Origin of the sequence: Halobacillus hunanensis (assembly GCF_900166655.1) — a bacterium.
Lineage (GTDB): Bacteria > Bacillota > Bacilli > Bacillales > Halobacillaceae > Halobacillus_A > Halobacillus_A hunanensis.
The window spans coordinates 263,783-275,724 of the sequence record NZ_FVZB01000006.1 but is presented as its reverse complement, the minus strand read 5'-3'; the positions used below and the strand labels follow the sequence as shown (position 1 = coordinate 275,724).

The following is an 11,942-nucleotide window of genomic DNA, read 5'->3' as shown; positions in this document are numbered from 1 at the left end:
ATAAACATATATTTTTGTATAATGGACATTGTAACGGAAAGTGAGAATCTTAACAAGGAAGAAACGTCTTAATTTCTAAAAAGAAAGCAGATATTTTAATTGTTGCGGAAATTGTAGAATAAAGGCGAACGATAATAGTTGTTAAAAATTAACTTATTATTATAATTAATTTATGAATATAATTACCTATTCATAAATACCTAAAATTTAATTTGATAAAGGAGAAAAGAACAATGACAAGCATGAAAGTCTTCGAAGCTGTTGTTCTGCAGGCGATTTCGGATATGGGGTTACTAGGTAAAAAGGATGATTTCATGGAGGAAGGGTTATTGGCTATACATAAATTTAAAGTAAAACATCCTGATGAACATCAATGTACACCATACCTTATTGGTTTAGCCGTTCGTAACCATTTACGTTCGTTAGTCGTCATTCATGATTAGAATTACTCGTTGTTAAAAAATTTGTACAAAACCGTTTCACAAAATTTCTAATGAGGAATAAACAAATTATAAACGCGTCACAAATACTTATGAATCCGTTTACACAAAATCCTTTCAATTTTTTAGAAAATGAGAGATAATAGAGTAAAATACTGAATATTCTGATACAAAGGGGTGGGTGATATGCTAAATGTAAAAATGTTAAAACCATATTACGTTAAAGAAGATAAGCGGTTTATACGAGTTGTTTTAGCCTACCAATATTTCTCCCTGTTTATTGATGACGAACTGTATCAATTTATTCCAAAAGAGTCGCGTGAAATTATTATCGATCGAAAACGTAAGCGTGTTCATAATGTGTTTGATATTTTTGTTTTTCAACGGGGCAAACGTATTGTTTATGTCTCTGTGGCGGATTTGATTGCGCTTCCTGACTTTTTAACTCATTTACATTCGATAACGGCACCTTATTATAAAGAAGATGTTGAGAATCTAATTGAAGAAAAAACAGACATAGCAGCGATCATCGGTGAACTTGAGAAAAATAATCTCCAACGTTTAATTGATCAGTCGCTGGATCTCCGTGATCAAGATGCGTTCACAACTTTAACGAAAACCTTGCATTCTGAATACGGCTGATAAATAACCTACGCTTGAGAAAGCGCTACACCATGTAGCGCTTTTTTTAATGGGAAAAATACCTAAAAGATTCCACCTCAGGTCATCCAAATATTGGATGACCTGAGGTGGCAGATTTTTCCTTATTTGTTCTTTATGATGGTTATTTGTTCATTAAAAAGAATGAAAAACTAAGAAATTATTAGATAACGTGAGCAAATCACATCATTTTGTTCTTTTTAGAGAAATTTTCGTCGATTTTAGGGTTTTCTATTTTGATTCGAACAACCTATACTCAAATTATAAATTCGTTATAAAGAACAAAGGTTGCATCGCGAAAGGAGTGGGGAGATGCGAAAGAAACGGACCAAGACTCATTTAAAATCTTATAAACACAAATGCAGTCTCCTATTAGTAACGGTCACTATTATGAGTGCTCCATTAACAGGTCAGTCGCTTCTGTCCGTTCCAACGAACGCAGCTTTTAACGATATTGAATCCGTGAATTTTTCCATACAAGCAGATATAGAACAAGATCAAGGGTGGGATAAGAGCTCCCTGGAATTTATTGAAGGCAAGGAAGGAGCAGACAAAAGCTTGCTGTACGCCATTGTGAAAAACGGTGGTGATTCTAAAGCCATGGAGCGTACCACGACTTATGAAGTGTATTTTGTTGAAAGAGGAAATCCCAAAAAGGGTGAGAAGGTTGCTGAGGGTATAATCCCGATTCTGGATCAGGGAGAAACGTTCCGCATCACATTTTCAGCTACAAAGCCTGGTAACTATATGTTTAAGGCTTACCAAAGTAAAGGTCATCCAGGTAAGGGCGAATTGTGGAGTGAATCTATTGAGTTCATTGTACCGAACTTGAGTGAGCAGGAAGTTGAAAAAGAACCTGTTCAAGAAGAAAAACAGAAGTCCACCATAGAAAACATGAAAGATCAAGAGTCAACACCGCCGAAGAAAAATGAACAAACCAACAAAGAACAAGAAGCCGATTCAGAACCCGCTCAAAAACAGAAAAAAGAAGAAGCTGAAGAGAAACAATCTCAACCAGAACCTGAATCAGAAAAAACTCAGAAGAAGAAAACTGAGTCTCCTCAATCTTCGCCATCCAATTCGAAGGTGAAGACCAAGGACGAGAATGATGAACCTCAACCAAAGTCAGCACAGACGGCTGATACGAAAGAAAAGGTAAAGAAAGAATCTCAATCACCTGAAAGTGAACAGAAAAAACAAGAAAAATCGGACCAAACGTCTACTGAAGAAAAATAAGAAAGGGAGAGAGTGCAGTGAAAGTAAAGAAAATACTTAGCATGTCTGTCAACGTAATCTTGTTTACCCTCCTAATCGCCATGGTGTTCCTTGTCATTATCTCGAGGGCATCAGGCGGAGAACCGACCCTGTTCGGCCATCAATTTAAAGTAGTCCTCTCAGGATCGATGGAACCAACCTTCCAAACAGGATCGGTCATTGCCGTAGACTCTGAAATCGATACAGCGAACCTTGAAAAAGGTGACGTTATTACATTTGCTGAGTCAGAAAATAAACTTGTCACCCACAGAATTATCGATGTCGTGCAACAGGGTGATGCATTAATGTTTCAAACCAAAGGGGATAACAACGAGAACCCAGATCAGCAGCTAGTCCTTGCTGATAATGTCGTTGCTGAATATACAGGCGTGACTGTTCCTTATATAGGATACTTCTTAGACTTTTCCAACTCACAAATGGGAACGGCTTTACTGCTTATTGTTCCAGGATTACTTCTCATAGGCTATGCCTTCTTCTCGATCTTAGGGGCACTGCGAGAGATTGATCCGAAAAGAAAAGAAGAATCAACACCTTCATGATTGAGCGTCTCTTGGATAGGGACTTCAATATATAAAAAAATTATTTTTAGGGAGGAAGTAAAATGAGTATTAAAAAGAAAATGGGTATGGGCATTGCAACCGGAGCACTTGGATTAGCACTTGTAGGTGGAGGTTCATTTGCGGCGTTTAATGATGTTGAAGCATTGGACAGTAATTTTAAGGCTGGGACGCTAGACCTCACTGTGAATGATGGTGCGGAGAGAGTATTTGACCTTAGTAACCTAAAACCAGGAGATCACTTTACAGAAAAAGTAGTTCTTAAAAATGATGGATCACTTACTTTTAAGGATATTATTGCTGAAGTAACCTTTGAGAATTTTAAGAATGGGAAAGATGCTCCTGAAGGTGGAGAAAATAGTGCAGAAGAGTTTTTAAGTCAATTTACGGTTGATATTAAACAGGATGGAACTCTTGTGGATAATAATATTCCTTTAACTGCTCTACAAACGCATAGCGCTAGTGGATACCCTATCGCAAGTGGATTATCATCAGGCCAAGAAACTAATTTTGAATTTACTATCACATTTGAGAATGACCCAGATAAAGAATCAGGAGAATATGTTCAAAATGTATATCAAGGGGATAGCGTAGATGTCGTTATGAACTTCGAAGCAACTCAGCAAGCTGGAGAAAACCTTACGCCCCAGAACGACCCTGTTGCTAAATAACAAATAAAGTGATTTGAAGAATACATTACTTAAAATATGAAGGGAGGGGATGCCATGGGTATTAAAAAGAAACTAACAAATGGTGCTCTAGCTGCAACAATGGGATTAGCTTTAGTGGGAGGCGGAACGTTTGCCGCCTTTAATGACGTAGAAGCATTAGATAACCATTTTGCTGCAGGAACTTTGGATTTGAGTTTAGCTGGATCTGAGAAATTCCAATTGTCAGACTTAAAACCGGGTGACTATGCAACCAGGACGATCAAAATGAAAAACGCGGGGTCTCTAGCAATCAAAGACGTATTGTTGTCCATAGATAGTGTGAAATTCATTGACGGGGAACCCGGAGATAGTGATATGGGAGATAATGAGAGTAAATACGATTATCTTGACCAATTCCTGGTTACTGTTCTAACAGTTGGTGCAGAAGGAGATGGCGATCTTCATCCACTTGATATCATTGAAGAAGATGATGGTATAACTCTAGCTGATATTTATAGAGCATCTGAAGGTAAGGATGAATCTATCAATAAAATTAGAAGTTATGTTGCTGCCAATCACGTAATGGAAGATGGAAGAATCAATATCGCAACCGTTAACCCTGATAGATGGACAGGGATACCCAAATCACCTAATGATCCGGATAACGTCATACTTGGCGTGAAGTTTAAAGATAATACAAATAAAGTTAAGAAAGATGGTTATTATAAGCAAAACAAATTTCAAGGCGACTCAGCCAATGTAACCTTCACTCTTGAAGCCCGTCAATGGGGTGGATTGGATGTACGTGATAGCGATTTGAATGATGATGGTTCCATTAAAACCAATAAAAAGTCTTATTCTGAGGAAGGTAATCCGAAGCGGCCAGAATAGCTTTAATAAAATTTAAATCGCACTTTTTTTACCAAGCAGACATAAGCACAACAGCTTGTGTCTGCTTTTTTAAACAAATAACCGAATATATCCGGGGAGGAAGCGGGGGTCAAGAAAGACGTGACAACCATTGGAGAAAGAATACGAGTCTTGCGTCTTGGACAAGGATATACCGTAAATCAATTCGCTAAAATGTCAGGCGTTTCAAAGTCATATATAAGCAATATCGAACGAGGAATTCAAAGGAATCCTTCCCTTATTGTTATGAAAAAATTTGCAGATACATTAAACGTTCCGCTCGAGGAATTATTATTAATAAATCAGACATATAACAATTATCAAGCAAAATAAATGAGAGAAGGGAATCATATGGCAGAATCGAATGTACAAGAACAACTAGATCAGGAATGGATCGAGCTAATAGAAGAAGCCAGACATATTGGACTCAGCATTGAAGAAATTAAACAATTCATTTCAGGAGAACGAGCCTAAACTGCGGCTTGATCCTGACTGCATTTTTTCTAATTAAAGTGCCTGCAGGAATGGGCCGCAGGAAGAGGTGAGAGGATGAAGGGGAAGTATAGGTTCACACGGTTAGCTGCCCACCCGAATAGATTGGGGTGGGCTGTTCCACCGCACCTGGAGGGGGATAATATAATTTGCGACTTAACTCCAGTTGTACAGCAATTTTCCCAACTTATAATGAGTTCGAACAGTTATATTTGGAGCCGTGCTGGACATTTGCATTCGTATAATCAAAAAGAGAAAGCACAGCAAAATCCGATGGCAGCGATAAAAGGAGATGAATCCCCGCTCTCTTATCTTCAGGCATCTGTCTGCTATCATGAATTACAGCAGTACAGTTACTACAAAAACATACAATGGGATTCTCAAAGGATTCTCGATGATCAGTACATTGAGAAGATGTCTCGCCTGGGTTTGTGGCCTTTTAAAAAAATGATTCGAAGTTTAGATCCGATTTTCTTTTATGATCCCCTTCATCATCCTGTTGTCATTTTCTATACGTATCAAAGTACTGATGGGGAGAGTATTATTAAACACCTTCACCGTTTTGATTACGAAGGCTATGAATTGAAAACACATAGTAGAATGATCGCTTTGAATGATGAATCATCGTTCATCTGGAATCGAATCGGATTCAATTAGAGAAACAGGCTCTTTAGGAAGCCTGTTTTTTTATGCGGAAAACCTATCATCACCCGCTATTTGGAGATGATTTTACAATCATGTAAAGAGTCTATTATTTTTTGTAAAAAACTCACAATCTATGAGGAAATATGCTAAAATAAGAACAAGTTTTACAAATTGTGAGGAAATCTATGAAAAAGTTTATATATTGGGTTCCAGCTCTCGTCTGGATGGGGATCATCTTTTATTCATCCTCGACTCCTTACGAGGAGCAGAATGTAAAGCCCTTATTAGGCAATTGGTTTGACCTCTCAGGGCTCATCCCCTTATTCGAAGGGTTCTCGTTTACTTATCACTATAGTGAGGTTAGTGTCGAAAGCCGCGGGATAGCGGGATTTATCGAGTTTTTTATTAGAAAAGGCGCTCATGTAACCGTATTTTTAGTGTTAACCGTATTGATTTACTATGCAATCCGTAAAACCACTCGAGAAACATTCCAATGGTCTATCATTATAGCGTGGTTTGCAACATTAGTTTATGCGATCAGTGATGAGCTGCACCAGGGGATTACACCAAACCGTACTCCATATTATGGGGATGTGGTCTTGGATGGAATTGGCGGTTTGATTGCCGTTATGTTAATCAGTCTCGTTTACTATTTTAGATATCGGAATCAACGCTAGGCGGACTTGTAATAGACCGACGAAAAAAGTAGTTTATTATCGAAATAATGAGGAATAGGGAACACTAACGAGCAATTTAGAAAAGGTGGGAATTATGAAAGCAGAAGACCTGAAAGAAATTCTCCAGTCGGTGATTAGTCAAACTGAAAAATCGGAACTAGCTTCTTCAGAAGACGTAATTAATCGATTGATCCAACAATTACAAAGCTAAGACACGCAGGACAGTTTATTCTGTCCTTTTTTTATGTCTATACCTTTATAAAATTATGATATAATTTATATCCAATACATAGTAAAAAATGTTCAGAGGAGTGATTGCTTGAACTGGAAACAGGAATTTGAACGCTGGCAGACATTTGCATCTCTTGAAGATAACCTTCGAACTCAATTGAATCAACTTCAAGATGATGAACAATCCCTCGAGGATGCCTATTACAAAAACCTTGAATTTGGTACAGGAGGCATGCGCGGCAAACTAGGACCGGGGACCAACCGTATGAATATTTATACGATTCGTCGAGCTGCAGAAGGACTGGCGTCTTACATAGAGGAAAGAGAAGGGCAAGAAAAAGGTGTCGCTATTGCCTATGATTCCAGATATATGTCAAAGGAATTTGCTGTTGAAACTGCGAAGGTACTAGGTAATCATGACATTCAATCCTATGTGTTTTCTTCCTTAAGACCGACTCCAGAACTTTCGTTTGCCGTTAGATACCTGGGGGCAGCAGGAGGAGTTGTCATCACAGCTAGTCATAATCCACCAGAATATAATGGATTCAAGGTTTATAACGGTGATGGGGGGCAGATGCCTCCTGATGAAGCAGGAACGGTCATCAATTATGTTAATCAAGTAGAGAATGAATTGACAGTTGAAGTGGCTCACCAAGCAGAACTTGAACAATCCTGCTTATTGAAGTGGATTGATGAAGATGTTGATCAAGCATATTTAGATGAATTAAAAACGGTCAATGTAAACCCTGAAGTAACGAAAACTGCCGAAGACTTTAGTGTCGTTTTCACTCCTCTTCACGGAACGGCAAAAATGTTAGTGGAAAAGGGTCTAAGCCAGATTGGTTTAACTAATGTCCATACAGTTGCCGCACAAGCCGAGCCAGACCCTGAATTTTCGACCGTTGCCTCACCTAACCCAGAGGAACACCAGGCTTTTGAGTTAGCTATTAATAAAGGGAAACAGACAAACGCTGATATCCTTATTGCAACTGATCCAGACGCTGACCGGCTTGGGATAGCGGTACCGGATGAAAATGAAGAATATCAAGTTTTAACTGGTAACCAAACGGGTGCTCTACTGCTGGATTACCTTCTTTCCCAGAATAAAGATTTGCCGAGTAATGGAATTATGATTAAGACGATTGTGACCTCAGAATTTGGGCGGGTCATTGCTAACCATTATGGAGTAACTTCATTAGATACGCTAACTGGCTTTAAGTTTATTGGTGAGAAAATAAAGGAATATGAGGAAACCGGTGAACATACATTCTTGTTTGGTTATGAAGAAAGCTATGGCTATCTCGTAAAAGACTTTGCCCGAGACAAGGATGCTGTCCAGGCAGCTATGCTCTCAGCAGAGGTTGCAGCTTATTGGAAATCTAAAGGAAAAACCTTACTCCAAGCATTAGAAGGCCTTTACAATAAGCATGGATATTTCCTTGAGGATCTTCAGTCATTGAAAATGGAAGGTATATCAGGATCACAGCAAATCCAAGCTATCATGGATGACTTTCGTGAAAGTCCTTTAAAGGAAGCTGGCGGATTAAAAGTGGAATCTGTTGAAGATTACACCTCATCTGAAAGAACAAATGCAAACGGAGAAGTGGAGACAATTCATTTACCGAAAGCAAATGTTCTTAAATTCAACCTGGAGAATGACTGCTGGTTCTGTCTTCGTCCATCCGGCACCGAGCCAAAAATTAAATTTTATTATGGTGTGAAGACGGATTCCAGAAGAAATAGTAGTGAATTGCTTGAAGCAATGAAGGAAACTGTAAATCATAAAGTTCAGCATCATCTTTAATATTAATGTCCCGATAGCAGTTTTGTTAACTGTATATCGGGCTTTTTTGTGGGAAACAAAGCTAATGATTACTTTCTTTGAAATATATCAGGGTATAACTTTACACAACTTAACAAAACTTAACAAAAATGATGTATAAATTATGTCGTTTCATGTTTTAAAGTGTTGGGAGAACGATAACTTAAATTGATTTGTAAAAGGAGTTCGTCGTTGTGAGAGTTGCTGTATTAATACCTTGCTATAATGAAGAACAAACAATAGGCAGCGTTATTCAAGATTTCAGAAAGGAACTCCCGCAAGCTGACATTTATGTCTATGATAATAACTCTAAAGATCAAACATCTAAAGTGGCCGAAGAAAACGGGGCTATCGTCAGCAGGGAGTACAAACAAGGCAAAGGGAACGTTGTACGTTCTATGTTTCGTGATATCGAAGCAGATTATTACGTGATGGTTGACGGAGACCGGACCTATCCTGCAAAATTTGTTCACCAATTGCTGGAACCCTTGATAAATCAAGAAGCCAATATTGTGATTGGAGATCGTTTATCAAACGGTACATATATAGAAGAAAATAAAAGAAAGTTTCATAATTTGGGGAACAACCTTGTCCGTAATCTGATTAACTTTTTGTATAAAAGTGATTTGAAGGACATTATGACAGGATATCGCGCTTTCGATCGATTATTTGTTAAGTCGATGCCTATTATGAGTCCAGGGTTTGAAATTGAGACAGAAATGACGCTTCATACTTTGGATAAACGTTTTACAATTAGAGAAATCCCGATTGAGTATAAGGATCGCCCAGATGGAAGTGAATCAAAATTAAACACATTTAGTGATGGCTATAAGGTGTTGAATAAGATTTTCAACTTATTTAAGGAATACAAACCCTTACTGTTTTTCTCCTTTTGGTCTGGGGTGTTCTTACTATTAGGCCTCTCAGCAGGTATACCGGTTATTGTTGAATTTATTAATATGGGGTATATCTCGAAAGTGCCCTCTGCTATATTGGCTGTAGGTCTTGTGATTTTATCCGTGTTATCACTTGTTTGTGGTCTGATTCTTGACACGGTGGCTGCTAATTTTAATAAACAATATGAACTCGAATTGAATAAGATCAAAACAGATATGAAGGACTTTCAAAAATGAAGAAAATAGTTATGCTCACAATGATCAGTATGATAGTTGGTTTTATAAGTACGATATCTTTTATTTCATTATGTCAGGAGCTTTCAGCTACCTCATGGAAAATAATCATTCTGAGTTACTTTGGATTCTTTGCTTTAAGTTTCATTATTTCACTTTCTTATAATAGAAGAAAAAATGAATTTCAGACATTCATCAAAAGACCTGTGGTACTCATCTTTGGAACTTTATTTACTTTCTTGTTAGTTTTTAGTTTAAAAAACACCAATCAATACTTGGCCTCTTACCCGTGGCTGTTCCAAGCAATGGTCTATAGTATGTCGTATATCTTACTTTTCATAGGCATAACTTGGCTGTTATATACACTAGTACATACTTCATTCCATCTTAAGATGAGAGAAGTATCACGTTGGAGAATATTGTTATATGCCGTTCCCTCAATCTTAATTTGGTCGCTCTATTTGGTTGCTTATTTTCCTGGAACCATGACGCCAGATTCATTTTCACATTGGGAACAAATCCATACCTATGATTTTAGTAATTGGCATCCGGTTGTTTATACGTGGTACATACTTGGGCTTACAAGTATATGGGAGACTCCAGCTATTGTGGCTTTTTCCCAAATTGTAGTCATTGCGATTATAAGTGGTTATATGGTGTACAGCTTGGAAAAAAGAGGATTTTCTAGAAGGTGGCTTTGGCCAGGTCTGATGCTGTTCGCCCTTTTCCCTTTAAACGGCATCTTCGCCATCGCTATGTGGAAGGATATCTTTTTCAGTGCATTCCTTTTCCTTTTTACCATTCTCGTGTTCAATATTGTTTCAACAAAAGGAAAATGGCTTGCTTCCAATGGTCATCTTTTTATTCTTGGTTTAACGGTGCTGGGCGTTAGCTTTATGCGTAACAATGGCCTGCCAATTTTCATTGTAATGGCTATACTTATGATGATTACTTTTCGGAAGTATTTGAAACGGTTAGTCTTAACTTTGGGTTTAGTAGTGGTGGTCTATTTCGTTGTATCCGGGCCATTTTATTCGTATATGGATGTGAGTTCAACAAGCCCAAACGAAGCCCTGGGGATTCCAACGCAGCAAATTGCAAAGGTAATCGTTGAAGATGGCGATCTTACAAAAGAGCAGCGCACTTACCTTAATAAAATTTTGCCGCTAGAAAAATGGGAAGAAAAATATAACCCTTATATAACCAACCCAATTAAGTTCGCGGGGAAATATAATCAGGAGGTTATTTTTAATGATTTCCCATACTATCTAAAAACTTGGGCGTCAATTGTATCGAACAATTTTGGATTGGCAGTAGAAGCTTATCTGGACCAAACTTCGCTTCTGTGGCAAATCAATCAGCCGGATGACGGTTATACGAGTACGTATGCCAGGAATGTGTATTTGTACAATGATTATGGGTTAAAAACAGATCCGCTCAGTAACACCTTACATCGTTATATCAATTATGGTCTTGGGTGGATTGACCAGAACTTTCGTGAATTTATTTTACGGCCAGCTACTTATACATTTTTTATCATTCTTGCGGGTGTGGCAGCAGCTATAAAGAACGGTCCGCGTTCTTTGCTGGTCATCTTACCAGTGCTGCTCAATACAGGAACCATGTTTTTGGCCATACCAGCACAGGACTTTCGTTATCAATTGGCTAACGTGTTTATAGCATTCCTGATGATGGCAGTTGTCTTCTTGAAATTTGATAGTGGGACGATAAAACATGAATGAATTTAAACAGTCATTTAAAAAGAATGGGTTAGGAATAGTATTAATGGTATTAGCTTCACTTCAGACAGCCCTGGGGCAAATGTTCTGGAAGATGGCCAATGGAGAGTTTAATGGAGCTTTAATTCTAGGCTTTTTTCTATATTTTCTCGGTGCTGTATTTATGATTATTGCCTTTCGTTTTGGGAGTTTATCAGTGCTTCATCCATTGTTAAGTATTGGATACGTGTTTGCTCTGTTTTTGGGAAGTTTGGTCCTGCAGGAAACAATAACCGAAAGCAATTTACTTGGAACACTATTTATTATGATAGGTGCGGCCCTGATAGGAGGTGGGGATCATGATTAAGTGGGTATGTCTCATCATGGTTTTCACCTTACTAGGAGCTATCGGAGGATATTTTTTCAAACGAGCAACCAGCGATGGTATTGCGATAAATGGTCATGTTATGAAAAATATTATCATAGGCGGGCTGTTTTATGGAACAGGGGCTATTTTGAACATTATCGCTTTGAAATACTTGCCTTATACGATTGTTTTTCCATTAACTTCAATCACCTATGTTTGGACAATGCTGATTTCTTATATTTTTTTAAATGAAATCATTTCGAGAAAGAAGTTGATCGGAGTTTTATTTATAATCATAGGATCTTGTTTACTCATGACCTAGTGAAAATATGTTCTGAGGCCGCCCGCTTAGGGAAACAAGGTTATGGT

The 11,942-nt window shown here is 38.0% G+C and carries 15 protein-coding genes; all 15 read left to right on the top strand.

Annotation, left to right across the window (positions count from 1 at the left end):
• The first annotated feature begins 233 nt into the window (after positions 1-233).
• The 15 genes from B5354_RS07050 (at position 234) to B5354_RS06980 (ending at position 11,895) form a co-directional block, all read left to right on the top strand.
• A complete protein-coding gene (locus B5354_RS07050) occupies positions 234-443 on the top strand; it encodes a hypothetical protein (protein ID WP_079527311.1) in 210 nt (69 codons plus the stop codon).
• Positions 444-626: 183 nt separating this feature from the next.
• Positions 627-1,082 (top strand): IDEAL domain-containing protein, encoded by a 456-nt coding sequence (locus tag B5354_RS07045; protein ID WP_079527309.1) that lies wholly within the window; start codon positions 627-629, stop codon positions 1,080-1,082.
• Positions 1,083-1,412: 330 nt separating this feature from the next.
• Positions 1,413-2,336 (top strand): amyloid fiber anchoring/assembly protein TapA, encoded by a 924-nt coding sequence (gene tapA, locus B5354_RS07040; protein WP_079527307.1) that lies wholly within the window; start codon positions 1,413-1,415, stop codon positions 2,334-2,336.
• A 41-nt stretch (positions 2,337-2,377) separates the two neighbouring features.
• A complete protein-coding gene (sipW, locus tag B5354_RS07035; protein ID WP_079529103.1) occupies positions 2,378-2,914 on the top strand; it encodes a signal peptidase I SipW in 537 nt (178 codons plus the stop codon).
• 62 nt (positions 2,915-2,976) lie between these two features.
• Positions 2,977-3,603: a TasA family protein gene (locus B5354_RS07030; protein ID WP_079527305.1), complete on the top strand. Its 627-nt coding sequence runs from the start codon at positions 2,977-2,979 to the stop codon at positions 3,601-3,603.
• A gap of 54 nt (positions 3,604-3,657) precedes the next feature.
• Complete coding sequence (locus B5354_RS07025) at positions 3,658-4,473, top strand: TasA family protein (protein WP_176142428.1); 816 nt, start codon at positions 3,658-3,660, stop codon at positions 4,471-4,473.
• A gap of 120 nt (positions 4,474-4,593) precedes the next feature.
• The gene (locus tag B5354_RS07020; RefSeq protein WP_079527301.1) at positions 4,594-4,824 is read left to right on the top strand and encodes a helix-turn-helix domain-containing protein; all 231 of its coding nucleotides are present in this window, start codon (positions 4,594-4,596) and stop codon (positions 4,822-4,824) included.
• Positions 4,825-4,842: 18 nt separating this feature from the next.
• On the top strand, positions 4,843-4,965 hold the full coding sequence (locus tag B5354_RS07015) for an anti-repressor SinI family protein (RefSeq protein WP_139377083.1): 123 nt from the start codon (positions 4,843-4,845) through the stop codon (positions 4,963-4,965).
• A 75-nt stretch (positions 4,966-5,040) separates the two neighbouring features.
• On the top strand, positions 5,041-5,640 hold the full coding sequence (locus B5354_RS07010; protein ID WP_079527297.1) for a hypothetical protein: 600 nt from the start codon (positions 5,041-5,043) through the stop codon (positions 5,638-5,640).
• Between the two features lie 173 nt (positions 5,641-5,813).
• On the top strand, positions 5,814-6,305 hold the full coding sequence (locus B5354_RS07005; RefSeq protein ID WP_079527295.1) for a VanZ family protein: 492 nt from the start codon (positions 5,814-5,816) through the stop codon (positions 6,303-6,305).
• 319 nt (positions 6,306-6,624) lie between these two features.
• Positions 6,625-8,340, top strand: coding sequence for a phospho-sugar mutase (locus tag B5354_RS07000; protein ID WP_079527293.1), 1,716 nt, complete (start codon positions 6,625-6,627; stop codon positions 8,338-8,340).
• Positions 8,341-8,552: 212 nt separating this feature from the next.
• Entirely contained in the window at positions 8,553-9,491 is a 939-nt protein-coding gene (locus B5354_RS06995) for a DPM/DPG synthase family glycosyltransferase (RefSeq protein ID WP_079527291.1), read from the top strand.
• Positions 9,488-11,230, top strand: a complete 1,743-nt coding sequence (locus B5354_RS06990; RefSeq protein WP_079527289.1) for a DUF6020 family protein — start codon at positions 9,488-9,490, stop codon at positions 11,228-11,230. The genes B5354_RS06995 and B5354_RS06990 overlap by 4 nt, the downstream gene beginning before the upstream one ends.
• Positions 11,223-11,573: an EamA family transporter gene (locus B5354_RS06985; protein WP_079527287.1), complete on the top strand. Its 351-nt coding sequence runs from the start codon at positions 11,223-11,225 to the stop codon at positions 11,571-11,573. Before B5354_RS06990 ends, B5354_RS06985 begins: the two co-directional genes overlap by 8 nt.
• Positions 11,566-11,895 (top strand): EamA family transporter, encoded by a 330-nt coding sequence (locus tag B5354_RS06980; RefSeq protein ID WP_176142427.1) that lies wholly within the window; start codon positions 11,566-11,568, stop codon positions 11,893-11,895. Before B5354_RS06985 ends, B5354_RS06980 begins: the two co-directional genes overlap by 8 nt.
• Positions 11,896-11,942: the final 47 nt, after the last annotated feature.